This window comes from Bacillus paralicheniformis, from assembly GCF_001042485.2.
GTDB classification, from domain to species: Bacteria; Bacillota; Bacilli; order Bacillales; family Bacillaceae; genus Bacillus; species Bacillus paralicheniformis.
The window spans coordinates 46,561-73,413 of sequence record NZ_LBMN02000036.1 but is presented as its reverse complement, the minus strand read 5'-3'; the positions used below and the strand labels follow the sequence as shown (position 1 = coordinate 73,413).

General features: G+C 39.0%; 28 protein-coding genes and 2 pseudogenes. 16 read left to right on the top strand and 14 right to left on the bottom strand.

What is annotated here, in order from left to right; genetic code table 11:
* Nucleotides 1-83: 83 nt before the first annotated feature.
* The 9 genes and pseudogenes from ACH97_RS19270 to ACH97_RS24130 form a co-directional block, all read right to left on the bottom strand.
* Nucleotides 84-1,172: an N-acetylmuramoyl-L-alanine amidase gene (locus tag ACH97_RS19270; protein WP_048349898.1), complete on the bottom strand. Its 1,089-nt coding sequence runs from the start codon at nucleotides 1,170-1,172 to the stop codon at nucleotides 84-86.
* Between the two features lie 156 nt (nucleotides 1,173-1,328).
* Nucleotides 1,329-3,233 (bottom strand): right-handed parallel beta-helix repeat-containing protein, encoded by a 1,905-nt coding sequence (locus ACH97_RS19265; RefSeq protein ID WP_048349899.1) that lies wholly within the window; start codon nucleotides 3,231-3,233, stop codon nucleotides 1,329-1,331.
* Between the two features lie 15 nt (nucleotides 3,234-3,248).
* Nucleotides 3,249-4,046: a hypothetical protein gene (locus tag ACH97_RS19260; RefSeq protein ID WP_017474511.1), complete on the bottom strand. Its 798-nt coding sequence runs from the start codon at nucleotides 4,044-4,046 to the stop codon at nucleotides 3,249-3,251.
* A gap of 15 nt (nucleotides 4,047-4,061) precedes the next feature.
* The gene (locus tag ACH97_RS19255; RefSeq protein WP_057957857.1) at nucleotides 4,062-6,701 is read right to left on the bottom strand and encodes a phage tail spike protein; all 2,640 of its coding nucleotides are present in this window, start codon (nucleotides 6,699-6,701) and stop codon (nucleotides 4,062-4,064) included.
* Nucleotides 6,702-6,704: 3 nt separating this feature from the next.
* Nucleotides 6,705-7,466 (bottom strand): distal tail protein Dit, encoded by a 762-nt coding sequence (locus tag ACH97_RS19250; RefSeq protein WP_026579433.1) that lies wholly within the window; start codon nucleotides 7,464-7,466, stop codon nucleotides 6,705-6,707.
* 56 nt (nucleotides 7,467-7,522) lie between these two features.
* Nucleotides 7,523-12,667 (bottom strand): annotated as a pseudogene (locus ACH97_RS24290) (phage tail tape measure protein); the annotation flags it as partial.
* Nucleotides 12,668-12,830: 163 nt separating this feature from the next.
* A complete protein-coding gene (locus ACH97_RS19240; RefSeq protein ID WP_225315865.1) occupies nucleotides 12,831-14,468 on the bottom strand; it encodes a phage tail tape measure protein in 1,638 nt (545 codons plus the stop codon).
* A 95-nt stretch (nucleotides 14,469-14,563) separates the two neighbouring features.
* A complete protein-coding gene (locus ACH97_RS19235; RefSeq protein WP_048349900.1) occupies nucleotides 14,564-14,815 on the bottom strand; it encodes a hypothetical protein in 252 nt (83 codons plus the stop codon).
* A gap of 332 nt (nucleotides 14,816-15,147) precedes the next feature.
* Nucleotides 15,148-15,462 carry a hypothetical protein gene (locus tag ACH97_RS24130; RefSeq protein WP_081043999.1) on the bottom strand — a complete coding sequence of 105 codons (315 nt, stop codon included), beginning with the start codon at nucleotides 15,460-15,462 and terminating at the stop codon, nucleotides 15,148-15,150.
* 72 nt (nucleotides 15,463-15,534) lie between these two features.
* Between ACH97_RS24130 and ACH97_RS19230 the strand changes: the two genes are divergently transcribed.
* The 7 genes from ACH97_RS19230 to ACH97_RS19200 all read left to right on the top strand — a co-directional run bounded on the left by ACH97_RS19230 (nucleotide 15,535) and on the right by ACH97_RS19200 (nucleotide 18,745).
* Nucleotides 15,535-16,350 (top strand): metallophosphoesterase family protein, encoded by an 816-nt coding sequence (locus tag ACH97_RS19230; protein WP_048349901.1) that lies wholly within the window; start codon nucleotides 15,535-15,537, stop codon nucleotides 16,348-16,350.
* Nucleotides 16,351-16,398: 48 nt separating this feature from the next.
* Nucleotides 16,399-16,587 (top strand): hypothetical protein, encoded by a 189-nt coding sequence (locus ACH97_RS19225; protein ID WP_048349902.1) that lies wholly within the window; start codon nucleotides 16,399-16,401, stop codon nucleotides 16,585-16,587.
* A 33-nt stretch (nucleotides 16,588-16,620) separates the two neighbouring features.
* Complete coding sequence (locus tag ACH97_RS23535) at nucleotides 16,621-16,794, top strand: hypothetical protein (protein ID WP_009328256.1); 174 nt, start codon at nucleotides 16,621-16,623, stop codon at nucleotides 16,792-16,794.
* Between the two features lie 59 nt (nucleotides 16,795-16,853).
* Nucleotides 16,854-17,210 carry a hypothetical protein gene (locus tag ACH97_RS19220; protein ID WP_021837995.1) on the top strand — a complete coding sequence of 119 codons (357 nt, stop codon included), beginning with the start codon at nucleotides 16,854-16,856 and terminating at the stop codon, nucleotides 17,208-17,210.
* 27 nt (nucleotides 17,211-17,237) lie between these two features.
* Nucleotides 17,238-17,465 (top strand): hypothetical protein, encoded by a 228-nt coding sequence (locus tag ACH97_RS19215; RefSeq protein ID WP_021837996.1) that lies wholly within the window; start codon nucleotides 17,238-17,240, stop codon nucleotides 17,463-17,465.
* Nucleotides 17,466-17,504: 39 nt separating this feature from the next.
* Nucleotides 17,505-17,954, top strand: coding sequence for an NADAR family protein (locus tag ACH97_RS19210; protein ID WP_021837997.1), 450 nt, complete (start codon nucleotides 17,505-17,507; stop codon nucleotides 17,952-17,954).
* 200 nt (nucleotides 17,955-18,154) lie between these two features.
* Complete coding sequence (locus tag ACH97_RS19200; RefSeq protein ID WP_021837999.1) at nucleotides 18,155-18,745, top strand: PDDEXK family nuclease; 591 nt, start codon at nucleotides 18,155-18,157, stop codon at nucleotides 18,743-18,745.
* A 177-nt stretch (nucleotides 18,746-18,922) separates the two neighbouring features.
* Here ACH97_RS19200 and ACH97_RS19195 read toward each other — a convergent pair whose 3' ends face one another.
* Nucleotides 18,923-19,435 carry a DUF3231 family protein gene (locus ACH97_RS19195; protein WP_031314819.1) on the bottom strand — a complete coding sequence of 171 codons (513 nt, stop codon included), beginning with the start codon at nucleotides 19,433-19,435 and terminating at the stop codon, nucleotides 18,923-18,925.
* Nucleotides 19,436-19,555: 120 nt separating this feature from the next.
* On the opposite strand from ACH97_RS19195, the pseudogene ACH97_RS19190 reads away from it, so the two are divergent.
* The 4 genes and pseudogenes from ACH97_RS19190 to ACH97_RS19175 all read left to right on the top strand — a co-directional run.
* Nucleotides 19,556-19,987 (top strand): annotated as a pseudogene (locus tag ACH97_RS19190) (lysine 2,3-aminomutase); the annotation flags it as partial.
* Nucleotides 19,984-20,265 (top strand): YokU family protein, encoded by a 282-nt coding sequence (locus ACH97_RS19185; RefSeq protein WP_020451850.1) that lies wholly within the window; start codon nucleotides 19,984-19,986, stop codon nucleotides 20,263-20,265. The pseudogene ACH97_RS19190 and the gene ACH97_RS19185, both read left to right, overlap by 4 nt.
* An 86-nt stretch (nucleotides 20,266-20,351) precedes the next feature.
* Complete coding sequence (locus ACH97_RS19180) at nucleotides 20,352-20,573, top strand: YozE family protein (RefSeq protein WP_020451849.1); 222 nt, start codon at nucleotides 20,352-20,354, stop codon at nucleotides 20,571-20,573.
* A gap of 165 nt (nucleotides 20,574-20,738) precedes the next feature.
* A complete protein-coding gene (locus tag ACH97_RS19175) occupies nucleotides 20,739-21,419 on the top strand; it encodes a hypothetical protein (RefSeq protein WP_020451848.1) in 681 nt (226 codons plus the stop codon).
* On the opposite strand, the gene ACH97_RS24125 is transcribed toward ACH97_RS19175, so the two are convergent.
* A complete protein-coding gene (locus ACH97_RS24125; RefSeq protein WP_020451847.1) occupies nucleotides 21,412-21,546 on the bottom strand; it encodes a hypothetical protein in 135 nt (44 codons plus the stop codon). The two genes, ACH97_RS19175 and ACH97_RS24125, sit on opposite strands and share 8 nt — an antisense overlap.
* A 122-nt stretch (nucleotides 21,547-21,668) precedes the next feature.
* Here ACH97_RS24125 and ACH97_RS23185 point away from each other — a divergent pair, with 122 nt between their 5' ends.
* The 3 genes from ACH97_RS23185 to ACH97_RS19165 all read left to right on the top strand — a co-directional run bounded on the left by ACH97_RS23185 (nucleotide 21,669) and on the right by ACH97_RS19165 (nucleotide 22,935).
* Nucleotides 21,669-21,839, top strand: coding sequence for a YozD family protein (locus ACH97_RS23185; protein WP_020451846.1), 171 nt, complete (start codon nucleotides 21,669-21,671; stop codon nucleotides 21,837-21,839).
* A gap of 109 nt (nucleotides 21,840-21,948) precedes the next feature.
* The gene (locus ACH97_RS19170; RefSeq protein ID WP_041817450.1) at nucleotides 21,949-22,560 is read left to right on the top strand and encodes a phosphatase PAP2 family protein; all 612 of its coding nucleotides are present in this window, start codon (nucleotides 21,949-21,951) and stop codon (nucleotides 22,558-22,560) included.
* Between the two features lie 63 nt (nucleotides 22,561-22,623).
* On the top strand, nucleotides 22,624-22,935 hold the full coding sequence (locus tag ACH97_RS19165) for a YodL domain-containing protein (RefSeq protein ID WP_173636688.1): 312 nt from the start codon (nucleotides 22,624-22,626) through the stop codon (nucleotides 22,933-22,935).
* A gap of 37 nt (nucleotides 22,936-22,972) precedes the next feature.
* On the opposite strand, the gene ACH97_RS23530 is transcribed toward ACH97_RS19165, so the two are convergent.
* From ACH97_RS23530 to ACH97_RS19155, 3 genes are all read right to left on the bottom strand, one after another.
* Nucleotides 22,973-23,104: a hypothetical protein gene (locus tag ACH97_RS23530; protein WP_020451843.1), complete on the bottom strand. Its 132-nt coding sequence runs from the start codon at nucleotides 23,102-23,104 to the stop codon at nucleotides 22,973-22,975.
* Nucleotides 23,105-23,174: 70 nt separating this feature from the next.
* Entirely contained in the window at nucleotides 23,175-24,047 is an 873-nt protein-coding gene (locus tag ACH97_RS19160; RefSeq protein WP_020451842.1) for a TIGR03943 family putative permease subunit, read from the bottom strand.
* A 16-nt stretch (nucleotides 24,048-24,063) separates the two neighbouring features.
* The gene (locus tag ACH97_RS19155) at nucleotides 24,064-25,071 is read right to left on the bottom strand and encodes a permease (protein ID WP_020451841.1); all 1,008 of its coding nucleotides are present in this window, start codon (nucleotides 25,069-25,071) and stop codon (nucleotides 24,064-24,066) included.
* A gap of 208 nt (nucleotides 25,072-25,279) precedes the next feature.
* On the opposite strand from ACH97_RS19155, the gene deoD reads away from it, so the two are divergent.
* Nucleotides 25,280-25,978 (top strand): purine-nucleoside phosphorylase, encoded by a 699-nt coding sequence (gene deoD / locus ACH97_RS19150; RefSeq protein WP_003182742.1) that lies wholly within the window; start codon nucleotides 25,280-25,282, stop codon nucleotides 25,976-25,978.
* Nucleotides 25,979-26,011: 33 nt separating this feature from the next.
* On the top strand, nucleotides 26,012-26,833 hold the full coding sequence (locus ACH97_RS19145) for a M15 family metallopeptidase (protein ID WP_020451840.1): 822 nt from the start codon (nucleotides 26,012-26,014) through the stop codon (nucleotides 26,831-26,833).
* The last annotated feature ends 20 nt before the right edge of the window (nucleotides 26,834-26,853 follow it).

Sequence of the window (26,853 nt, the reverse complement as noted above, 5' to 3'; positions counted from 1 at the left end):
CGTTGTTCACCTCCAGTAGAAATAGAGGATACCCATTGATCAGCTAAGATCAGCAGATATCCTTAATGATATTTAAAGATCAATTAGACTCTTGTGCCAAACTGACCTGAAACATAACCGCGTCTGCCATTGTAAATGACTTCCCAATAGCCTTTAGGGTTATTTTTCCCTTTCACTGATCCAGAAATGTCAATTTTGCTGCCAAGTTTAACTGTTCCGATATTCTTTGAATTGTTACGATCAGGCTTGTCCATAACAATTGCAGCATTTGATACTCCAACAATTTTAATTTTTCCCACAGATTTAATTGAGGAAGATCCAGAGCTGGATTTTGATGCTGTTGATTTAGAAGGGGAGGAGGCAGTCTTAACACTTCCTGAAACTTCGACATATTTATCAGAAGCAGTGATATAATATGTTGCTCCTTTAGAGTTTTTAACTTTGTACTGATAAGCGCTGCCAACTTTAATTTTTTCAACAACGGTAGGGAAGCCAATACCTTTGTTTACAGTACCTACAACATCTTTGTCTTCCCATGAAGGTTTAGCATAAAAACGAAGTCCATTAACTTTTGATTTCAGGGAACCACTTGCAGCAGTAGAAGAGGAAGAACCTTTACTAGAGGAAGCAGTAGAATTTGAAACAGTTTTGTTTCCGAGCAGTCCATCAACTTTTTTGCGAAATGCAGCAAGCTTGCTTGAGTCACTTACCCAAGGAGCAGGGCAGTTTTTGTTTGTTACATCGTAATGACGGACGATTTTATCTGTAGACAATTTGAATCTTTTACAAAGATCAGCAACCAATTCAGCAGCATTCTGCACAGTTTCATCATGAATGGTGCCGTTTTTCTCCACGCACATTTCAACGGAAATGGATGTTTGGTTCGCATTCGGTTTTAGGAAGCTCACAAAGCAGCGGTTTTGATCGTGTGCATGATAGGCCATTTCATTTTCAGGAATAATATATTGTGCTTCATTTCGATCTACAAAGTAATGTGCGGAAGCATAACGTTTATCAGCAATACATGTACCATTGAAATAATTTCGCTCATTTAACGCAGTAGCTCCTGGAGTTGCAGTCCAGTGCATTACAATTCCTTTAACACCAGAAAGCTTTAGACCTGGACGAGTGTATTGATTGACTTTCACAAAATTTTTTACGACTTTAACCAAATTAAATCACTCCTGTTTGTTTTTTGAGCATTAAAAAAGAGACTGGCTGTTCACCAATCTCTCTCGTTCTCACATATGCTCTTGTTTTCTCTGTTTTGCTAATATGTAATTTGAATGAAATCTAAATTTTATTCAGAATTTAACCACCTCCTAAAGTTAGGATTCACTCTTAGTAGTTATTTTACGAATGTAATCATCTTTGTTCGTCCCGTAGTAGCCATTGAAATTGGACTCACCCAGAACAATGATACGTCCAGTTCCTTTGGTGTTGGCCACATTTACCTCGGTAGCTTCAGCTTCTACTAAAATAGCGAATTCTTTTTCAACACCTCTAATTCGATTTCCTTCTATTCTTCCATCGTAGCCATTCTCAACATAAATTCCTCCACGGCCTCTTTCGCTACTTTGTTCTTTATTATTATTTAATACATTATTATCTCTAACATCAAAATGGTCACATTTTTGAACAAATACACCGTTTCGACCAGTGGTGTTGATCTCATTCCTATCAATTGATACATGATAGGACTTTGTAACAGTGGAGGAGGTGTCTCTACTCTTAGCAAGGTATACTGCTTCTGTATCTACATTTGATACGCCATTGCCAGAAATAAAAGTGTTGAAGCAACCTTCAACCCACATTCCTCTTCGTCCACCGTAAATTTTATTATTGCTAACGAAAACGTTTCTGGCAAAGACTAGCTTTATTGCCTGTTCATCATTGTATTTACCAACCTCTTTTCCTTTTAATTTGAAATAGTTGCCCGATATGCGGATTTCATCGTTCCAAGCTATTTCTTTATTATAAATTTGACCAAACGCAACAACTCCACTGGATGTATAATCGTAGAAATCATTTCCTTCAATTAACACGTTTTGTCCATTTTGCGGTCGATTCATCTGTACACCATCTGCATCTTTAGAGCTTTCAATTCCGCCAGCAGCTTGTGAAATACGCACACACTCTTTATTGCGCATGAACACATTATTTGTAATTTTAACGTTGTTCCATTTAAAAGTTCGAACTCCAGCAAACCCACAGTCCTCAATAACATTATTAAAAATTGTGATATTACTTTGAAAAATATCATAAACAGCATAATGATTCCCTATAGCACATCCCCAACCGCCTAACAAATCGGATTTTCCAAAATAATTATGCGCAATATAAACATTTGTGTTAGGTGTGCCATCGAATTCCCCAAATTGATTAAGTCCTATTTCAATGAATTCTCCAAGCTGAATAGCCTCTGAATAATTTCTCTGTCCAGTAAGATCAATAAAACCAGTAAATTTGCTATTTGTAATTCGAAGATTATCACATCCATTAGCATCAATCGCATGGGCGCTTATCGTATCTTTAAATGTTACATTGTCTATTGAAATATTTTTGGCATGTCCAAGGATTATGGAATCCATAGCACTCGTAGGGTACTTATCAATGTTTGCATAATTCCCATCTAAAATACCGCCTTCAATGATTATGTTTCCTCTTCCTGAATAACCTTTGAATTTATCAGTCGGCGTTCCGTTAGAAAAAAAACCTCCTGCCCATCCTCTGAGCAGAATACAATTTTGAGCCATAGTCACCCGAGTATTTTCATAGACAAACATTCTTTTTTCAATTAAATATTTGCCACCAGGAATAAAAAGTTGTCCTCCGCCTTCTTTATGAATTTCATCCAGCGCTTTTTGAATAGCCCCGGCCGAAGGTTTTTCCCCAGTAGGATCTGCTCCATAACTAAGAACATTTTTAAAATAAATTTTTTTATTTAGGGAGCTGGAGCTTTCATTAATTATTTTCTCCAGATTAGTTATTTTATTATCAACGCCTTTATCCAATTGATCCACTTTCTCATTGATTTTGAGAAAGTCAGAGTCAATTCTTTCTTTAGCTGATGAGTAAACGTGATTATCATTGTCAATCTTTATATCATCTAAAGATTTAATATCATCAGCAGTATATCTATTGTTTTCAGATTTTAATCCTACGGCGTCTATTGGAATCCATTTCTGTGAATCTTCATCATAGTAGCCCATTGTGTTTACAGGGATTGACATAACATTCCTCCTTTTTTACTCTTTCCTAATCCAGATCAAATCAGTTTCAGGAGCATCTATTGATGGTTTAACCCTTTTTTTACTTGGTGGTGTATTTGTTCTTAGCCAAACAGTCCTAATGTTATAAGGCTCAACATAGCTTGATACAATGTTGTAGCCGTCAAATTTATCAGAGATGCTAATGTTGACCCAATCAAAACCGTCCCAGCGATACTCGATTCCTGTTTCTCTGATAGTGACTGTCCAGCCAATTTGAGGATTTGGATAGGTATCTAAAAGATCTTTGTATGTGTAAACCATTGGGAGGTATATTTTTCTTGTGTTTTCAACCACGTTTTCATAATCTGATGTTGCAGATCTTGTCCACTTAGTAATCTCTTTGGATTTTTCTGTAGCTTTTTCCGATTCCTCAGTAGCTTTACGAGCTCTTTCGGTTAGTGAATCTAATGTCTCAGTTACTTCATTTCCGTCACGTTTTGTCCAAATACGAGAACCAGGGAAATAATAAGCACCTTCACCGCTGTATTTGAATTGAAGAGATTTTCCTTCATTTGACGCATTAAAAAAGACAACTCCATTAAGATAATCAACCTTAAAGTAGTCGTCTTGTAATTCACCATCTTCAATTTCTTTCCATAGCTTGCCGTCACCAGAGACTTCAATTCTCATTTCTCTGTTTGGGACTTCTGTTAATTGAGCCTTACCGTTATAAATCACCTGTGTTTCATTGTAAAGCTGGTAAGGATCATCAATCGATCCTTTTCTCTTCTTGGATAGAATAGGGTCGTTATAAAGTTTTGGAGTATCTTCCAAAGGATCACCTCCACATTAATTTTGTTTAAATGCTTCCCAAATATATTTAACATTTAGTTTGTTTCCGCGAGTCTTGCTGTCTGAGCCCGTAATAAAATAATTCAAATCCAAAGAGCCGTATGTTTTATCTCCTCCTTCAAGATATGTCCCTGCTTCTCCATTCTGTATTGAGTAGCCTCCTAAACTACTTTGTATCATTAGCGTTGAATCAGTGGGGGAAGTGGAATAAATCTTTACCATAGTAGGAATGAAGTTAAGGCTGATTGATCTACTTGGTTTTCCATCACCAATATATTCTCCGGATACGTATTGAGGGGGAGAGGGGAGATCAGACTTTAGGACATATTCAGAAGCATTATAGCCGCCCAATTGAGTTGCACTTCCCGTAATTGAAGCATCAATTGTTCCTGTTTCATCTCGAACAGCTATCGTGTTAGGAGAGGATGCTATCACAGCACTATATCCATTTAACGAATCTGCAGAAGATACAGTTTGTTCAATCCACTTTTCACCATCGTAAAGTTCTTGTTTATTAGTTTTAGGATTGATCCAAACAGTGTTGACATCTGGATTTTCTGGTCTTTCTTCAGAAACAGCTTGGATTAGTCCATTTACTCGCCCATTGACTACTGCAATAGCAGAAGGGAGGTAGGGGTTTTCTGTTATGTGTTTTGACTGAACAATGTCAGAGAGAATGATTCCAGTTCTCTCAATATCTGCATCAACTCTGCGGTAGGCTCTAACACCCACAGTGTAGTATTTATTCGAGGCAAGTCCCGTAAATTTATAGGAGCGCTTGTCATACTTCACATTAACCATTTCTTCGTGGCTCATCTTAGAACCAAACACATATTCATCAGGTGATTCACTGGAGTAGAGATAAACTTCAAACCCATCAATGTTGTATCTATCCTCATCAGAATCTGGGTATTCCCATTTTAAAATAATATCTACTGAACCATTATCATTCAGCTCATGAGTAATTGCGGTTCCGTCTGATGCGACGGTAGGAGCTGCAACTGGGGTAGAAATTCGATCATTCCGGATTTTAAAATTCTCAGCGGTATTCATCCAGTCAATTTTTCTAATTGCATAGTCGTTGTTTATATGACTGACTGTATAAACGAGTTTGACCATCTTTTCTTTAACAGTTTCAACTCGTTTTGAATTTGACACAGTCAAATTAATCTTATTAGCCTCAAAGTCAAAGGTCATTTCAATTACTTTTGTTTTAACATCAATACCAAGGCGATCATGTTGTACTCTAACAATATCTCCGATAGATAGCCTGTCCCAATTCTGATGTTCACTTATGATTCCAAAGAAATTAACAATGCTCATTGTAATATTGACAGGAGGGGTGTTGCGCTTTTTCATTTCCTCAAGTCCGGCTTCATAAAGGTCAGTTTCATCATAAAGATTGTCATTAGCCCATTCTTGCTCATTTATAAATTCCGCCAACTCTTCTTTAAGCTCATCATTAAGGTGGCTTTCGAGCGTCAATTTTCCCTTTAAAAGGGATATTTTATCCTGAATGTCCTTAATCAGTTTTTCTTTTTCTTCTATTTCCTTCTTTTTCGATTCAATTTCAACTTCTTTAGCTTTTCGCTCTTTTATAAGCTCGACAGTTGGATCTTTCGCTTCTGTTGCTACTGCAATTTTATCTAAAATTACTTTGTATTCTAAATCAAGCATTGCCTTTTCTGTGTTAAGTGTTGAAAGTTTCTTTTCTTCCTCGGTTTGTCGAGAGAGAAGGGAAGAGAATGTTTCAGTTTGAGAATCGATGAACTCATTGAAATCGAGAATGGCATGACATAATTCATCACTCATTTCGTAACTGTGAGTTATCACCTTGCGATCTTTATCTCGCTCAAATGGATAAAGAAAATATGTAAAATCTTCTATATAAGCTTGTCCAGTTGGATTAGCAGCGTTTATTGAGAGATCATCTTTCCCAGTTACATAAAGCCTGGTACAGACTTCTTCAAGTTCTTCAGTATCTTCTATTGAATCCAAATACTGACCGTATTTTAATCTCATCCCTTTGTAATTTGATACTTCATCTTCAGTATAGAAATGAACCTTTTTTTCTATGGTGTCAAATACAGGGACAGCTTCGAATGTCTCGCATATTTTAAAGAGGAAGTCTAACTTTGTGGAAGAGGTAATATCAAAACTGCGGAATTTTTCATTGAACAGAGGATTTATGTATCCGGCTTTCCAGTTTGTGTTTGCAAAACAGTCATTTGTAACCTGTTGCATATTGTAGGAAGTGACTTCATATCTTCTAACTTTTCGATAGCTCAATTGATGTCCAAGTGACATGCACGTAAATGTCAATAATTCATTGTCTGCGCCAGTTTTTTGTTTTGTTTTAATAATGAACCATTCATCTTTGAAGTTGTATGCAGAAAGCCTGACGAGCCTTCGTAATTTCAGGCGCTTAAGATGAGGATTCTTAACCCATTGTTTGTCTATTTCAATCTTTAGGGGTACTGTGAAAGACAGCTCATTGATTTCACCTAGCCTGATTGTTAAATTTACATTTGAGATATCGACAAGATTTGCGATTTTCTTTTTGTTAGCTTTAGCAAGTGAAAGTTTCGGCTTTCTTAAATTAAATGATCGCGTTACTTGTTGAAGCAGTAGAAGCACCTCCTAACGATATTTAAATCTATAATTGAAAAGAATTCTACATCTTCCTGAAACTCTAATGCGGTTCATCCCATAGCCGAGTAGAAGGTATTCATCATTAAAATTATCGTAACGTTCATCTCCGTATATTGATGATTCTACAATTTCTTTTTCTCCAGTAACTGTTATGATTTCGCCATCTTCAAGATCGGTGAATTCAGAAGGGGAGGAGAAGCAACTTAAATTTTCAATTTTAACATCACCCTTACCGATCTTTTGAATTTTAAACGATGGAATGATGGTGCATTCGCCTTTGTTGTTAATCTCAAGTGTTATGTTTTCCTTTGTAGCGTCGTGCCACGGTGTAGTTATCGACCTACTGTAGGCATAAGGAGAATCGCACCTCATAGTTAGCCTTACATAGCCTTCCTTGCTGGCATTGTGAACTAAATCATTTGCATCTACAGGCATTGCATAATAAACAATGTCAAGGTTGTCACTGAAAGAAAAAGGCTGGTATGTATCAACATCCAGCCATCGTTTAATGTTAGCGATTCTTTTTTGATTCCAGTGATCCTTTATATAAAAATTAAGATTGAATTGCTTTGGGTCACGTTTTTTCCCTTCATAGAAGGGTGTATCATTACCCTTGATGGAGGTTTCATTAATTGATGAGGTAGCTAGGAATGTTTCTTCAACTAACCCTCCATCAGTATTGACGTTTTCAACACCCATATCTGTGGATTTTTCGTTCCCGAAAATAAAGTACAGGCTCTCTCTTATCATTGACGATATACCACCATCCTTTCAAAAAAACAGAAAGAGTCGACATCTTGCCGACTCTAAATTTTAACCCCTCTAGCTGATACAATGTTAAATGCTTCTCCTAAGAATTTATTTGCATCATCTTTAGAGCCAGTCATCTTATCTACATTAAAGTTAAAATTAAATGTTTGGTTACTTGTCGTTTGATTAGATGCAGCATTAGGGGAAGGGAGTGTAGCTTTTGTTTGGATATCTCCAAAAATGTTTCGGGTGAGCTCAACAATTTTCAAGACATTGCTTGTATCAGCTTTATTTAAAACAAGTTCTTGTTCATGGAGCATTGCAAGTCTTCCTGAACTGCCCCATGTTCCTGTATAGCCACCCACATCAAAAGAGGCAACTTTCTTACCTGTGGTATTTCCAGCGACTACAACATTTAAAGCTTTGGAGGCTTCTTTAAGCTTATCAATTAGATTGTTGGAGATACTCTTACCAATAGATTCCATGTTGCTGTTAATGAACTTTGAAAACTCGTTAAGCTGCTTGGCGATATCGGTAATCTTTCCATTCATCAACTTATCCTCAAGCTTTTTAAATGCTCTTTCGTCGTTGACAAGATCATCATACTTGGTGTTTATTGATTTCTCATCTTTTTCAAGTTGATCCTGTAATGCTTCTTTACGTTTAGAATTCTCACGATCCTTTAAAAATTCATCAAGATCTTGTTGTTGTTCTTGGAGTTGCTTATCTAAATCTTTTAGTTTTGCTTTTGCCTCATCTGAATCATCGAGAGACAGTTTGCTTATCTTGTCTTTTGTTTCTTGAATGGCATCCTGTTTTTCTTTAAGGGATTTCTGGAACTTGGCTTCGTCGTCTTCTTTATCAATTTCATCGATTATATCTTGAGTTGCTTTTCGATGTGCTTCCAGCTCAATATCACGCATCTTTTCGTACATTTCTTTATAAATTGAAACGACTTCATCTGCGAGTGATTTATAGATATCTTTAATGGACTTCTTGGTGTTATAAAGCTCCAGGTTGTATTCCTTCTGTTTATCCTTCCAGTTTTCAATTTCCTCTGTGATTTGTTTCTGGATGTCAGGGAAACCTTTAGCTGCCTTTTTCTGTGCTTCAAGTTGCTTAATGTACTTTTTTGCTTCAGCTTGTTGCTGTTGAATCAATTTTATTTGCTGACTGTAGTACTTGACTTTTTGATTGTCATCCTCAGTCATTTGAATCTTGATATCAACATCTTTAAGCTTGGATTCAGTTTTCTTAACAGATTTCTCAATATTATTGAGTGTCTGGTCAACCTGTGACTGAATTAGTTCCCCTTGTAGCTCTCTAACTTGGTCTTGCAAGGAGATGAGATCTAATTTAGCCTGTTTCAGCTCTTCTCTTAGTTGATCGCGTTGAGCATAGTTAAGTTTTTTATTTGTTTTTAACTCTTTGTTGATCCAGTTAATTTTTTGTTGTTGAATTTTGCGTTGCTCGTCAACAGCTTTCTTCTGCTCATTTGTATATTTGCGAAATTCCTTGCTGTCAGAAAGGTAACGTTTGGCTAAAGACTCATTTTTAGCAATTTTGACTTCTAGATCAGATTTCCGTTTATCAAATTCATCAAGCTTGGATTGAACCAATTCGTATTGCAGGTCTTGAATTTGATCATTAACTGCATCTAAATCACCTTGCAAACCGATTAAATCCGATTTTGCCTGTGAAAGGGCTTGTTGTCTTTCAGCTTCAGACTGAGAAAGATCTGAGTTTAAACCCTGCATATACTTTTCTGGGTCAATTGGTTTGCCATTTTGCTCAATTTGTAGGTGGAGGTGGTTTCCTGTTGAGTGTCCAGTGCTTCCTACTTTACCTATTGTTTGGCCAGCAGATACAACATCACCTTTCTTAACTTTAAGGCCGTTTTGCATGTGCATATATTTTGCAACTGTTCCATCATCCTGTTGAATGACAACCCAGTTACCTGCTGTTTTTGAATAGGTAGCGGTTATGACTTTACCAGCTTTCAATGCTTTTACAGGGGTTCCAGCTTTGGCTGCGAAGTCGGTTCCTTTGTGAGGGGAGGAGCGGAGACCACTTTCTTTTTGGCCAAACTTTGAGCTTACTCTAAATCCATTCGCGCTGGTATAGTAATTAGCGATTTTTGATGTCGCGGTAGATAAGCTCTTATTGTAGTTAGAAAGAATAGTCTTAACGTAATTTTGTGTTTCTTTGAAAGGAGGGACGCCACCATATTTAATAACGTTTCCTGGCCCCGCGTTGTAAGCAGCTAAAGCTTTCTCGATGTTTCCGCCAAACTTGTTAAGCATCTGAGAAATATATTTTGTGCCGCCCATAATGTTTTGGTAGGGATCATATGCATTTTTTACACCTAGACTTTTTGCAGTACTAGGCATGAGTTGCATTAAACCCATTGCTCCAGCGCTAGAACGAGCTTTGGCATTGAAGCTTGATTCTTGTTTAATAATTGCCGCGATTAGGGCAGGGTCAACACCATATTTGCTTGCCGCAGCATTAATGTAAGAAGAGTATTTTCCGGAATATGATCCTCCAGAAGAATATGAGCCTGATGAAGAACCAGAAGAGGAAGAGGAGGTAACAAGTCCAGTTTGAGGAATATAACCAGATTTGATTTGCTGTTTCAGCAGTTTAATCTGATCTTGCATCAGCTTTTTCTTACGCTCTAATGCCTTGATTTCCTTATTGATTGCGTCTCTGTATTTTTGTGACCATTTAGGATAATCATTGGTTTGCTTGTTGTATGTCTCAATTTCCGCATTTACTTTTTCAAGGGATTCTTTATATTTATCAATGACGTATTTGGATTTCTCAGTTTCTTTGCTAGCTTTTTCTTGTTCATCAGAATATTTCTCAAGGGACGTACCAACTTCATTTAAAGATGAGTTGGCCAATTCAGCCATTTTATCCAGATCTTCTAACTGTCCAGTGACGTCGCTCAACTCGTTTATTTCTTTAATGATTGGCATTGCCATCTGGATATTGCCACTTTCCATCAAAGTGTCTACTTGTTTTCTCATTTTGGAAAGATTGGCTTGCGCATCGGCAACAGTCTGGATTGATTTGACCTCTAAACCATAGTTCTTTATTTTCTTTACTGTTGCGTTTGCCTGGTTGATTAGATCCTGTTTAACTGACTTTTGCATGTCGTTGTATGCTTTAAGTTTTGCATCACGTAGTTTTATGATAGCATCTCGGTTTAATTTAACTACGCCGTTTTCAACACTAATAGCTCCAGCCAAGTCTTTTTCTTTTTGAACCAGTTTCATTGCTTCAGCAGCTGAGATGCTTTTTCCTTCAGCCATTTTCTCAAGCAGTTCATTGAGAGGGGAGATGGAGTCAGCAAAAGAATCATATGCTTCATTTTGAAGGGCAGAAATAGCTTGTTCTGTTTGTTGAGAAGCCACCAAATCGTCCATTACAGCTTTTATTGCCTCTAGATCGCCTTTGGCATCCTTTAGCTTTTGACTTAAATCTTCAACTTCTCCTGTTAATTCGTTTACACCTTCACCATTTTCATCCCAAGTGACCTTTGCAGAATCAGCAGCATTTTTTGTAGAGTCTATAGCATTCTTTAGGTCATCATAAGATAAGGAAAGTTTGTCAGCTTCATCAGAACCTTTGATTTGTTGGTTAATTAAATTCTGAAGTGCTTGAGATGCTCTTGAGAAATCAACTTTATTCCCTGATTCCAATGCTTTCTGAATGTCATCCATGTATTTTGAAACATTAATGGAAAACGACTCTAATTCATCAGAAGTCATCTTACTAAAGTCAATTTTATTGAAGGCTTCGTTGATATCTTTGGTTAACTGAGGGTTGATTTTAATGGAGTTATAAGCGTCAACAGTTTGCAGCACTTGCTCTCTAAGTTTAGCTTGAGAACTAGATAACTTCTGATTGACTTGAAGAGCTTGTTGTTCAGCTTTAATCCCAAAATTTTTATAATCACTGTCGCTGTCGAAGATATCCCAGAATGGCCGATCATTATTTTTATAATGGTCTGCAACTTTTTGGTACTCCTTCATTTCATCAGTCAGGTTACTGATATCACTGAGGGTTTCTTTAAAGTTGCTATTTGCGCCAGTTTGAATGTCTTTTTTGTTTAATTCGGCTAATTCTTTGGTGTATTTTATGGCATCTTCTAACGCTTCATTATTTTTAATGATGGCATTACCTTGGGAGTCATAGCCAGAAATCAAATTAGGGAACGTTTGTGCTAATTGTTGCGTGACCTGTAGATATTCTTGCTCCTTGTCAGGGGAAAGGGAACCGTTATCTTTTGCTTTTTGCAGCTCTTTATATTTTTGGATTAACTGATCGGTCTGTTCTTTATTTGTGGTTATTGCTTCGACACTTTTCTTTTGTGACTCTGCAAGCTTTTCTTGTTCTTGTTTAGCATCAGAAAAAGCAGAGACAAGTTTTTCGATTGCAAGTCCTATACCAATGAAAACCACACCTACAGCAGTTGAAACCATTAAAGCTCTAAGTGAATTTTTTAGTAGAGTAGAAGCGACTGCTGCGCGGGTCATTCCAGTAGTTAACCCTATACTTGCAAGAGTTTCTTGTCTCATTGCAGAAGTACCAAATACCAATGTGGTTGCAAGTGTTCTTGCATTTTTACTAAGAAGGAGGGTGGCGGTACTTGTTAACGCAAAAAGGCTTGGTAGGAATCCAACTGTTTTTATAACTTCACCACCGACTTGAACGATGTCTCTTAATGTTTCAGCAAAAGCAATTATTCCATCAGAAAGGAAAGCTTCACCTGCATTTGCAGCAAGACTTGTCCATGCAGCAGATAATCTATTAAGACGTCCTTCTAAACTTTCTGAGTAGCGCTGTTGCTCGCGCATCGCAGACCCCTGGCTGTTCATAGCGGAAGATGTCGCAGAAATTGCAGTTCCAAAATTTTCCATCAAGCCTAGGAATCTCGTATTTTGAAACATACCCGATGTTGCTACACCTATTTGCTGTTTCTGTGCCTGACTCAGACTATCCCATTTGGAGGAAAGATCCTCTAGTATATCGGAGACAGGTCTAGCTTCTCCACCAACATCTTTTACTGCAATTCCTACACTTTCGAGACTTTTAATTGCAGCGCCATTCGTTTGAATTCTCGCGAAAATTGTTTTGAGGGCATTACCGACAATATTTCCACTTTCCTTCGTGGCGGATTGTATGGCTGTTGTATCAGTTTCTTCCATGTAATTCGCTACATTACATGCGTTTTTTACTGCTTATAGTTGCCTATAAGTTGAGACTATATCATGACCCACTTGGGGCACCTCCCGTTTCGATTTAAGGGGTTTTCACCCACGCCAATAGCTTGCGCCCTACTTCTGTTGCGGAATTTCACCGCCAATGGAATAGTCGTTGAACGTTCCTCAAACGAGGCTTCGCTGCTGATTGTCCTATAAGGAGTTCCCAGCAATTAGAGAGGTTTATTACCTTTATATTGCTATAAAGGAGGACTAAACTTAATCCCAGTAGTTGTTCCATACTTACGCCATATACTTTTGCGGAGGCAGCAGATTTTCTCATAGACTGAGCGAGATCTAATGTGCTTGTTTGGAAATTATTATCAATCTCATTTAACGCATCGGCGATTTTTATGCTGTCTTTCGACTGTATTCCGAAGTTAACCATCGCTGAAGTGAGGGCTTTAACAGTATCTTCAGGTTGTAGTTCACTTATATTCTCCATCATTTGAGCTGTCTTGGTTAGATCCAATAACTCATCATCTTTGTAACCCATACGCCCAAATTCGTTCATTATGGTAAGAACATCTGAAGTCTTGTTTGCTAACTCATCGCTTAAATCAATAGATCTTTGAAGAAGCTCGTTAAACTTATAATCAGGTAAGTCCATAACACGTCGTAAGCCAGTCATTTGAGTGTCAAGTGATATAACTTGACTAGTGAGATCTTGAAGCAGTCTCAGAGGTGCATAAAAAAGTGTCATACCTGCAGCCCACACAGGTATGCGAGAAAAACTCACTTGAAGCTGCTCTCCAAAGCTCATTGTTTGTCTTGTCGTAGCTGCAATATTAGATGACATTTCTCTAAACTGCATATTAAGGCTAGCCATCTGATTTCTTAGATTAGGTGTCCTTGCAGTTAATTGATTAACTGAACTCAAATACTGCTGAAGTTGTAGATTACTTCCCTGGCTCAATGAGCTGCCGTATCTGTTTTGTAAGTTCTGAGTATTTACCTGAGCTTGTCTTCTATATAGTTCTAACTGTCTTTCAAGCTCTTTAGTTTTTGCAACTGCTGCTGACTTGTCATCAAGAGTCTTAAGCTTTGCTCTGAGTGCTTCAATCTGTTCTGTGGACTGAGCTAAATTGATTTTTCGACCAAGAGAAGAGAGGGTTACTTCAGACAGTTGCCCTTGCTCTTTTAGTCTTTGCAGGCTTGCCCTAAGCTGTTCAATTGCCTTTCTTTGTTGATCAAGGTTTGTTACAGTGGTTGAGTTTTTAAGGTTACCGTTTTGATCGAGATTGTATGTAATATCCTTAAAACCGTCACGGTTTTTCTGAGTTGATCCAGTTTTTACACCTTGAGCATTTTGACGTTCAATTATCTTTTGAGCTTGGCCAAGCTTTTGAATTTCAGAGGTTAATTTTGCTGTTTCTTGAGTTTCTTGACGAATCTTTTGATTTCGATTATCAATCGTCTTAATTTCTCGCTGAAGTATTTCACCATTCTTTTTGTGCTGCTGAATGATTTTTTCGGTTGTCCCATCAGCGTTTTTAATAACCGTTTGTGTTTCTTTAACTGTCTGATTGTAATTCTTAAGATTTTTTTGATATGTTTCAACTGCAGAAGAAAATTCCTTGAGGGTTTTTAATGCAGAAGCGTTAATGTTTGTTTTGAGCTGAAGGGAGTTTAACTTTGATTGTAGTGTTTTAAGCTGCTTGTTAATTTGTTCAACTGATTGAGCGGAGGTGTCGGCAACTGGAGTAACTACAATTTTTAATTGTTGACTCAACTAATAATCACATCCTTTCAAAGCGGAGAGTGGGGGAGAGGTGAACAAAAATAAAAAACTCTGCATTCAAGCAGAGTCAGAATAAAATACAGTCATTATTTTATGTATAGTGCTGAGTCTTCTTCATCGACCTCTTCAGTATCCTCAATCTCCAGCCCCATATTAAAGGCTTGGAGGGTAATCTTATCACCATCATAATTGGTTATTGTTATTTCTTTAAGTTCTTCAAATTCACCAAAGTCCAATAAATCATACTCGGTAAATCGTTTAGCTTCATCTTCGGAGTTTCCAAGTGTTGTTTGGCAAGCGGCTATAGTTAAGGTCAAATGGTTAATGTATTTTTTCATTTTGCTCATCCCCAATTAAGAATCATTTATTTTTATAACGATTAGCGTTCTTTCCTGTTAAATATTGAGATTGCCAAATGCTTTGACACTTTTTTGAGCAAGTGACGCTTTTCCTAGCAAGAGAAGGTCTAAGGAAATAAACATTATTGCATATTTTACAAGTTTTTTTGACTTTTTGACTCTTGGAATGTTTATTGAAAATACCAACGCATTTATTGCTACAAAAAACTATAACTGAGTCTTTTTTATTTCCATTTTAACCACACTCACAGCCTCACAGACAAGCCTTAATTCATTCCTAGCATATTTATATTCATTACCGCTAATCCTTATCAGATCAAGCCAATCCACAAATAAAACCTCTTTCTAAACCCCGAGTTTCGAAAGACAGGAGTTTTAAAGATTGATGGAATATATAGAAGAGTGGTTGAAGAATATGACTCTCTCGCTTTCTCTTTTGTGGTAACCCTAAAAGTACAGTCATCTCTTCCGTACATCTCGCAGTAGACAACGTAATCGCGAAAAAGTTCGTGCATATATTCAAGATCTCCGGCACCGTAAAACAATTCAATCCCTTTTTCTTTTAGATAATTAGAGACTAATTGACAAGGGGTGCATGAAGGCTGTTCTAAGCTTGTTTGAATCATATTATGGAGAGATTATTTTAATTTATACACGCCAAAGAAATAAATTTTTTCATTAAGAAAGGTAGGGGGCAAATGAAAATTGATTATGTATCAGATCTCCATATCAATCATTGGATTCCTTGGAATGTAAATCAGATCAAGTGGGAGAAGCGAACAAGGGAAATCGTAAATAGGTTGATCTCAAACGGTAATGGGGAGGTATTGGTCATTGCTGGTGATTTTACTGAATGGAATCAACAAGCCATTTGGGTTTTAGATGAAGTAGCAAAACAGTACGAGAAGGTTTACTTCACATATGGAAATCATGATCTTTACTTAATCAGCAAAAACCAAAAAAGAAAGTACTTAGATTCATTAGGAAGGTTGAATGATCTAACTAAAAAGGCTGTTGACATAAAAAATGTGACACCTTTAATCAAATCAACGGATACATACAAAGGAAAAGTCTTTGCAGGAGATGCTATGTGGTATTTGCCAAAAGGAATTGAAGGATGGGATTTCTTCAAAGGAGTCTCTAATGACTCAAATTACATTAGCATTAATGGTTACAGTAAAGAAGATGGGGTAAGAGCAATGTGGAAAGATTCAATGGATTGGTATGAAACGCTCGAAAACACTCATGTCGATGTATTTGTTTCTCACGTCCCACCTGTTCACAATCCTTATTCTCCTTTTGAGCCTAACAGCTGTTATATGGTCGATGTACCATTCATTAACGCTAAACATTGGATTTGTGGGCATGAACATTTACAAACTGAGTTTGCCAAAGAGGGAACAAGCTTTCATATGAACTGTATAGGCTACCCATATGACTATGATAAGTATCCTAGTGTAAGTGAGGAAGCGGATACCTATAAAACGTTTGAAATCAAAACTTTTGAGATTTAAATTTGATTGAATGAAATTCTAATTTTTTTAAGAAGAGGTGGAATGGGGATGTTTAAATATCATACACGATATGGTACTGTGTCAGTCCAAGTTGGTAAGCAAAATTTTGAAAACATGACGGTCGAAGTAAACGAGGAAGATGGGAATAAATTGACTTGCGATATGCTTCATGAAGATGATGGTGATATTGGATTTGTATATAAAAATGAATCGATTTATTTTCATCACACTATATAAAATGTTGATTTCATTTAGAAAGGTGGAAAAGTATTGACCGTTACAGCTTGGATATTGTTGATTATGTTTGGTTTATTCGCCTTATCAGATTTGAACTTAACTGAAGATGAAACAAAGCATATCAAGTTCTTCATAATAATGAAATTTGTTTCTGTCTTTATAGCTGCTATAGCTGCAGGCGTGATTTGGGGAGGGCTATTTCAATGAGATTAATAAGGAGAATGATCGATAATCTGCTTAATTCAAAATAAGACGGGAGTGGTGGAATGATTCTCAAATGGATAGAAAATAAGGAGAAGAATAAGTTGATGGATGAGTTAAGTACTTTCATCGACAATTTGATTGGTGAAAGAGATTCATTTGCAGAAAAGCTGAGGAACTTCAAAAAAGATGAAGAAATCTCTAAATTGTTAAAAGAAAACGAGAATCTTAGAATTAACAGCCTTCATACATTATCTGAAAAAGAAAGGGAGGAAGCGGATGCTTTTAGGGAAGAACATTGGAAAAAATGTAAAGGTAACACATCTTTTCTTTTAACAGGTGCAAGTATTGGTACAAGAGTAGAGGTGATTTGCTCAAAATGTAAAACCCAAAAAGACATCACAGACATTAGTGTGTGGTAAAGAATAATTTATTTCGAGGTGAATAAAATGGCGAAAGTTTATAAAGCAGAATTTTATATTACAGATATGTCTAATGAATTTTACAGTGTTGATGATCTTAAAGAAAAAATTGAAGAATCGCCAACATTCAGGTGGTCACTTGTTCATGTTTCAGATGTTAAAGAATCCGAAGAATTTGAGTGGGGTAATGATTTGAAAATTAACAATATTGCGGCTGCAACAGAGGATTATGAAGAGTATTTTAAGAAGAAATAAAATCGGTCTTTCAAAAGATAATTAAAAGGAGTATAAGTGATGGATGTAATTGATGATTTTAAAGGTAAGTATTATTTCTTAAGCAATTTCTATTCAGCACCAGTAATGTACCAAGGAATCACATATCAAAATAATGAAGCAGCTTTTCAAGCAATGAAAGTGACAGACAAATCAATTCACTTGGAGTTTTCAGATTTGCCTCCTAATCTAGCAAAAAGGAAAGGGCGTAGAGTTAAACTGAGGCCGGATTGGGAAGAAGTCAAAGAAACGTTTATGTATGAGATCGTGAAAGCTAAATTTGAACAAAATGATCAACTCAAGAATCGGCTTTTACAAACTGGGGAATCAATTTTAATTGAAGGAAACACTTGGGGAGACAGAGATTGGGGAGTTTGTAACGGGATTGGAGAAAACAAGCTTGGAAAAATTCTAATGAGAGTCCGAAATGAACTAAAGGAGGTTTCACTTGGAGGAAAGCAATCAACTTGAATCGCTTTTAAGCAAGATTCAGAGAAAACTAGATACCGTGAAAGAAGCTATAGCGGACAATGATTATCCAAGAGCCAACAGAAACCTAATTAACCTTGCAAATGACAATGAGGAGCTAATGTATCAATGTAGGTTGGCCATGAAAAAGAATGGACTAAACAAAAAGACGAATTAAAAGAACTTAATCGGAGAGTGATTAATTGGCAGCAACCAATGAAGGGAAAGTATTTGAAGCGAATGTTGAAAAATCAGCAAAAGATCAGAGTATATTCTTTTACAGAATTAAAGATGTTAATCCAATGTTTTTAAAGAGAGGGACTGCAGTATCCAAAAATAAATACGATTGTTTCATTCATTATAAAGGGTACTTGTTCCCTGTTGAGATGAAGTCGACAAAGAATAAGTCATTCTCGTTCAGCGAGAAAATTATAAAGCCTCAGCAAATCAAATATCTTACTGAAGCAGCCAAATACCCATACATAATCCCTGGTTTTTTGTTTCAATTCAGGGAACCAGAAAATAAAGTGTATTTCGTACACATTGATGAATTCCTTACATATAAACATATAGCTGAAAATCAGTTAGAACATACATACGAGAATAAAGTTAATAAATCAAGTATTCCGATCAACATCTGTGAAGAGATTGGAACTGAAGTCAGATGGATGAAGAAGAAAGTCAATTATACATATTACTTAAACAAGCTCTGTGATGAGCTTATAAAACAGCATGGTAATAAGACAAGTTTCGAATCACATACCCTTTTGAAAAGGGGTGGTGGTGCTTATTGAAATATGTTCCTGGAGTAAGATATGAACTTGAAAGAGAAAGCAGTCCAAATTGCATTTTAAGTTTCAAAAATGAGCCTAATTACGATCTTATGGCAGAGGCTTTTATAAATTTATATTATAGACTTAAACTAAAAGGAACAGTGGATTGATCCATTGTTCCTTTATAAATTAGAAGGCTTAACAATCTTCAGCTTTACTAAGGTGTAATGGTGGCGGGATCAACCATCCTTTTTCTTTATTAAGACGAAGAACCTTTGCTCCAAGTGCTGCTTTTTGAACATGAAATTGCCCGAACATCATAGCTATATCTTCTCGAATTGATTGCCCCATAATCTGACTACATGAAACTAATCCTGCAGCGATGTCTTTAGACAAAGAAGCAGATATTTCTGGGTTTTGAAAACGAGCCCCCGTTGGAATATCATCTAAACATGCTTTAGGCCGTTCAGGAGGAGTTGGCTGTAAACCGATACCATTTTGTTTTAATAGAGCTTCAATTTGTTTAATTTCTTGCTGTCCTCCCTGTATGGCTTCTTCAAGTAATTTTTGCAAGTCTCCATCACCAGCATGATTCAACTGTGTTTGATAACTCGCAACCATTCCTTTAGCAGTTGTAAGAAATGACCATGCACCAAAAACTTCACCATAATGCATCGGTTCATCAGTTGGATTTCCACTTAAAATACCCATAAAAACACTCCTTATCGTTTCAAAATTCATTAAAGTTTCTCCTTGCTGTCTATGCTACAAAGTAATTATCTGCTGAATAAGCAATTCTTATTTCTTATGTTGTTCAAATAGCGATCTACACATGAAATAAAAAACACTGTCCCTACCTTTGTCGTTGACGCGCCGGGCGGGGGCGGAAAAATCGCCATACAGCCGAATTACTTGATTTCGCAAAGCCCCGATAAAGTCGTGCTCCGCAATTTTGAAGGCGTCATTACGTCTTATCCTGAGCCTGAGAACTATATTCCGGGAAGAGCTGACGACTATTTTGCCAAAATTTTCCCTGATGTAATGAAGGAAAAAGAGGAGATCGGCATATCGGCAATCTATGCGGATCAAGCTCTTTCATACACACCGGACGGCTTAAAACGGCTTGAAAGAAGGGAGAGCTATTCCACAAGGCCCGATCATGAAACATTGAAAAGCCGCCGGGCAAAGCGCGATGAATTGAAAGAAAAGAAATTCCTTGCTCAGCAAAAAAAAGAAGGCGAAGCTGAGGGGCGTGTGCAATGAAGAGGTGTGAATGGTGCAGTGAAGAAAAAGCCGGGGAAGCCCGCACGGCGGTTTATTGGGAGCTTCCTGACGGGACGAAAGCGATCGAAATCACCGATACACCTGCGGTGGAATGCGAAGGCTGCGGCATGGTCTATCAGGAGGACAATGTCACTTGGGAAATTGAAAATCAGCTGCTCTTGATCGATACAAAAAAACTGCCTTCGTCCGTTTCGTATGATGCGCTGATGAAAACAGAGCGCATATTGAAGCGCAATTACTTTGATTTTTCTTCATGAAGCCGGCTTTTTGCCGGTTTTTTTTGTTTGTATTTTTTCAGACGCCCTGTATAATAGAACATCAAAAGAGGACAGGAGGGGAGACCGTGAAGTCTTTTTACCATTATTTAATGAAATACCGCCATCCGAAACCGAAGGACGCGATCAGCGAATTTGCGAACCACGCTTATCTTGATCACGGATTTCCCAAGACATCAACTCATTACGATGAAATCAGCTCTTACCTTGAGCTTAATGGGGATTATTTATCGTCAATGACGACATTTGATGAGGCTTGGGAGCAATATATTTCGGAAACAAAGCGATAAAAAATCCGCAGTTCTGAATAACTGCGGATTTTTTACGTTCGCCTAAAGCCGGCTGGGCTTTTCGGAAAACTCATCGGGCTTTGTAACCTTAGCCCATGCGAATTAACAGCACTCAGCATACGATAAGCGTAACACGGAAGCTTCAAGGCAAGGGGGAATCCAAATATGAAGTCAAACGCGCCTAAATTCAAAGTCGGGGATGTTGTCGTTGTCGTGATGTACGGGACGGTCGGAACGATTACAAAAGTTCATAAAATCGATAAGCATTTTTTGTATGAAGTCAATCATAATGAAGTGCTTTATTTTGAAACTTCTCTTCAGCTCTACAAAGATTATGACGGGGTCATTGTCGATACGGAAAAGCTTGATATCGAATATGAATTTTTAATCGGGGATGTCGTCTATGTAAAAGATTACGGCAAAGAATTGTTTAAAATCACCGGGCACAGAACGGAAATTTGGAGATATGTGGAGGATGGCTGGGAAGACATCATTTACGAGCTGACCCGTTTGAAAGACGGGGAATGGCTTGAAACCGAAGAAGAAGATTTAACGCTCGTTCTCAGAACTTACGAAATGGACCAGTTCGTCCATCAGCTTCTGTTTGTTCATTATGTCGGCGAAGCCGGACAAGAGCTTGATGAACCGATATCTGAAAAGGTGTTTCTGCCATTCGCGGGGGATCCCGAGGAGCATGAGCATGAGCGCAACATGGCTGTTGCTGTCGTGGATGAGCTGCTTGATATTTACAATGACTATAAAGTATTGTATGAAATGTTTCAGGATGCGGAATATAAAGAAATGATGGAGTTTGTGTTAAGCAGCCTGAAGGAATATTTCAAATGATAAACAACAAATATAAAAAGTAAGGAAAACAGCCGAACACAATCAGGCCGAACATGGCTTTCAAGACCTTCCCCAATACCAGGTCAAACCCTTCTCCGTCAAGTGCTTCAAGCGTTTTTTGGATCATTTTCTTTTCCCCTTCCGGCTTTTGTCTTGTTACGACATGTATATGACAGAGGACAAACATTATGACAAACCGGTTATAAAACCGGATGCCAGCTCATACATCAGAATAAGGAGGCGATCACAATGAAAGAAATTGAACTGATGATAGATACAGAAGAAATCGCTGATTTTTTTTATCTAGAGCTGACAAGAAGAGGCTACATACCGAGCGAGGACGAACTATTCGAAATTGCCGATATCACCTTTGATTATCTGATTGCAAAATGTATGATAGATGAGCATATAGAGGATTGAAAAAAGGGACCGGGGCGCACCTGCTCCGGTTTTTCTTATAAATTTGCCCGGCGGGGGAGCCGGGTGTAAAATGTTTAAAAACAATGACAAGGAGGCACTGATTTTTTCAATGTATAAAGCACTATTTTCAGCCGCTGTCTTTGCAATGATGGCCATTCTTATCCGCATCCCGGCGGTTCAATCGTTTGATGTGAGCGTGATACAGGCTCTCGAATCTGTCAGACACCCGGTTCTCACAGCGTTTTTTAAAGCGGTGACAGAGCTTGGGTCAAGCGGCTTCATGCTGCCGCTGATGCTTGCTTTAACCTTGGTACTTGCCGTCTATAAAAAAGCAGCGGCATCACTGTATCTTTATTTGCTGTTTTTTGTTGAAAGAACGGCCAATGAAGCTTTGAAAGGCTGGGTTGCCAGAGAGCGCCCTTCGATAAACCCGCTCGTGCACGAACCGTCACACAGCTTTCCGAGCGGCCATTCAATGAATGCGGCGAGCATATATCCGTTTATCGCATATCTCTTTTTGCTCTGTATTCCTTTTTTTCAACAACGCAGCCGCGCACTTTACATGTGGACAGGCCTTATCGTCGGACTTATCGGCATCAGCCGCATGTATCTCGGCGTTCATTATATGACAGATGTCATCTCAGGATTTTCTCTCGGTCTGGCGCTGTTTTTCATCTTCAAAAAAATTGGCGAAAAGTACCCGCTTGTTCGACAAAAGTAGTCAAAGGGATTGAGCCGCGAAGCGCCAATTGTATAAAAAAAGGAGGGATCTGTATTGCCGTTAATGTTTCAACTGTTTAAAAAGAAGCTGACACCTTATGATGTGACGATTTTTCAAACGCCTTGCTTTGGTGAAGATAAGGGATATGAAATGGTTTACAGAACGGAAATAAACGGCAGAACCCATGAAGATGTGCTGGAACGGACATTTTCCACTTTCAATGTTTATGACACGGTGCCGAATGATTATAAGGCGAGATTCCTTGCAACAGGCGACATCGTTTTAATCGATGAAGGAAGAAAGGGAAAAACCTATTATAAACTGCTGTCTACGGGATGGAGCAAAATCAACCGCATTTTGCTGCAGTCATCGTAAAGCTGAAAAAACTGCGGAAGCGCTGTCCGCAGTTTTTTTATGTTGTATTCTTTCGTTTTCTGGCGCTGAATTCCTTTTCGTGTGCATCCTCTGCCGCGATGACGTCCTTTGTCGGGATGTGGTTGTTCTTTTTCTGACCGGTGACTCTGTTTCGCTGTTTTTTGCCCATCATTTATGACCTCCTTCCTAAAAAATAGGATGACTAAACGCCCCGCTATTTATCCAAGAGAAAGTCGTCTTTATTCTGTCATATTGATCGCGGCCGGGTAGACATACGGCTGCTTCGGCTCGCTGATCTCCTTCCATCGCTTCGTGCGGATGATCGGGATGACAGCGCCGTTATAAGATGCTTTGCCGAGCGTTCCTTCCAATTCAATCCATGTATCAGGCTGCAATTGCTCAGCGCCGCTCCATTCGGCGAGAAACCCGATCAGGCTGGCGTCTGCGATGCAGTGTGTGATCATAAATCGGGACAGCACGAGCTGGCGTGCGCTCAGCCCCGCTTCCTTATGGACGAAGCCTTTGACCGTGATTTCTTTTCCAATGTAATGATCAAGACGGCTTGTCACTTCATCATAATAGTCTGCAAACATATCGTCATTCATGACAATTCGCTTTTCATGCTTAAATTGCTCCATCTTCCGGTCATACGCCGACTTCGGCATCGCTGAATCGGCGAGCCCCTGCTGAATCTCCGGTGTCATGACATGTTCCTTTTCGCCTTCGGTTTGAGGGGCGATCTCCGTTTTGGTGAGCATCGTCCCTTTATTGGCGGCGACAGACGAATTCAGTACAGCCGGGGAAAGGGTGAATCCGGTGATAAGGGGAAGCGTGATTACGCCATAATGCATCAGCCTGATGAAAAAAGGCTTTGATTCGTCATGATCATGTCCGCAGCCGCAATCTCCAGAGTGGTCATCCTTCACCGTCCAGACCCTTGTCAGCTGAATGATAAACAGAAACGCAAACACACCTGCGGCGATGAGGCTTGTGTAATCGTATTTCGGATTGATCAGCTTATTAATTTCCCCTGTGTAATGGAGCTTGAAAATAAAGACGGAAAAAGCCGCCAACACGAGTGCGCGCAAAAATTGCCGAGGCTGAAAAACCATTGGTGAAACCTCCTTTCTAAAGCAAACTGACAAATTTGATACAAACATAGACAACAACTGTGATCAGAACAGACAAACAAATGACGAACTTCGGCTTAAACGCATGCAGCATCATGACCGTATTTTTTAAATCGAGCATTGGTCCGTATACGAGAAAAGCAAGGATGGACGAAGAAGGAAACAAATTGGAGAAGGAGGCGCCGATAAATGCATCCGCTTCAGAGCACAGTGATAAAAAGTAAGCCAGTCCCATCATGACCAATGCCGAGTCGAGCATGCCCCCTCCGAACAAAAACAGCGATTTTAACGGGAGGTAGGTTTGCACAAGTGCGGCAATTAAAGCGCCGATAATCAGAAACCTTCCCATATCAAAGAATTCGTCAACAGCGTGTTTCAGCATATCAAATAGCTTTTCCGAAAAAGGGGATTGTCTGCCGGAATGGGCGCAGTGTGCAGCTGTTATGCTGCTTTCCGTTTTCAGCTGGCTGGAGCGGAACATCATGCTGATCGCAAAAGCGATGATGACCGCTGCGGCAAAACCGACAGCAACCCTTAAAACGGCCATTCGCAAATCATTGCCAAATGCCATAAAAGTGGATAAGATGACAATCGGATTGATCAGCGGACCTGTCAACAGAAAGCCGACGCCGGCGTAGATGGGAACGCCTTTTGAGACGAGCCTTCTCACGATCGGGACAATTCCGCATTCGCAAGCCGGAAAACAAGCGCCGAGCAAACAGCTGACAATTACTCCTGAAAACCTGTTTTTTGGAAAAAGCGAGCGGATGTGCTCTTCAGTTACAAAAATCTGGATGAAACCGGCGATCAATACCCCGATTAATACAAAGGGAAGAGCTTCGATTAAAATGCTGATGAAAATCGTATTCAGCTGCTGAACGGAAGCCGGAATCTGGAAGGGGAGGCCTGCGGCGAGCGATCCGCCGGCTGACACAAGGCATAGCAAAACACCGATGACAACAAGCCCGGTAAAGTCGATTAAATAACTATTAAGTGAACGAAACATCACTTTTCCTCCATCCTGAAATAGCTAATCGTAATGATTCTTTTTTAAAGGTATGCCTGTCCTTTTTTAAACATGACAACAAAAGAATGATGCCGAAGCGTTGCAGGGCTTTATTTTCTTTTTCCGCGATGTTGGTTTATAATACATATGCGAGTGGATGCTGCAATCATCATCACCAATCAGCTTTAAAAAGGCAGGAGGAATATTCATGAGCGTACATATTGGCGCAGAAAAAGGACAAATTGCAGAAACGGTGCTGCTGCCGGGAGACCCGCTGCGTGCAAAATATATCGCTGATACATATTTGGAAAACGTTGAATGTTATAACGAAGTACGGGGAATGTACGGCTTTACGGGCACTTATAAAGGAAAGCGCGTTTCCGTACAGGGGACAGGCATGGGTGTGCCGTCTATTTCAATTTATGTCAATGAACTGATCAGAAGCTATGATGTGAAAAACCTGATCCGCGTCGGATCGTGTGGTGCGATCAGAAAAGACGTCAATGTAAGAGATGTCATTCTGGCAATGACTTCATCAACCGATTCGCAAATCAACAGAGTGGCATTCGGATCGATCGACTTTGCGCCCTGCGCAGACTTCGGCCTGTTAAAAGCTGCTTATGACGCTGCAAGTGAGCGGAACATCCCGGTTACGGCAGGGAACGTGTTTACGGCGGATCAATTCTATAATGACGACAGCCAAATTGAGAAGCTTGCCAAACATGGAGTGCTTGCGGTCGAGATGGAAACGACGGCGCTTTATACATTAGCTGCGAAATTCGGCCGAAAAGCCCTCTCCATTTTAACGGTCAGCGATCACGTTATTACCGGCGAGGAAACAACGGCAGAAGAAAGGCAGACGACCTTTAATGATATGATTCTGCTGGCTCTGGATACCGCATTGTAACCAGATACATGCACTGAAAAAGGATGGATTCGAATGAACGGAAAGTACAAATACGTGACGATTGCTTCATTGCTGAGTGCAGCGGTTCTGCTTGGCACAGGATGTACCATGACTGAACAGAAGCAAAATGACACGGCTAAAACACAGAACACTGCAAATGCAAGCAAAGATGCGAAAGACCAAAAGGACGACAGCAGCCTGGAAGATCAGGAGTTCATACTTGAGAGCAAGTATTTTAATCAAATTAAAGATGTAGACGGGCTGCCGACGATTCAAAATCCGGAAAACATACTGGCGCTTGTCAATAAAGAATACGCGCTTCCCGGCAACTATGCACCGAGCGACCTGACAGTGCCTGATGTCGCATTTTCTTTTACCGAGGATATCGACAAGCGGTATATCAGAAAAGAAGCCGCCAAAGCGCTTGAAGAGATGTTCAGTGCCGCGAAAAAAGAAGGCTATGAACTGGCTGCGGTGTCCGGCTACAGATCCTATGACAGACAAAAAGCGATCTATAACAACGAAGTGAGCCAAAAGGGAGAAGAAAAGGCGAAAGAAGCTGTGGCATATCCGGGTCAAAGCGAGCATCAGACAGGACTTGCGATGGATATTTCCAGCAAAAGCAACGGCTTCGCCTTATCAGAGGATTTCGGCAATACGAAAGACGGACAATGGGTCGAGAAGAACGCCTACAAATACGGCTATATCATCCGTTATCCGAAAAACAAAGAAGACATTACGAAATATAAGTATGAACCATGGCACCTGCGCTATGTAGGCAAAAAAGCGGCTAAAGTCATCCAAGAACACGGCTTGACGCTTGAAGAGTATTTTAAACAGGTGAAAAAGATATAAAAGGGAAAAGGCCGATAGAT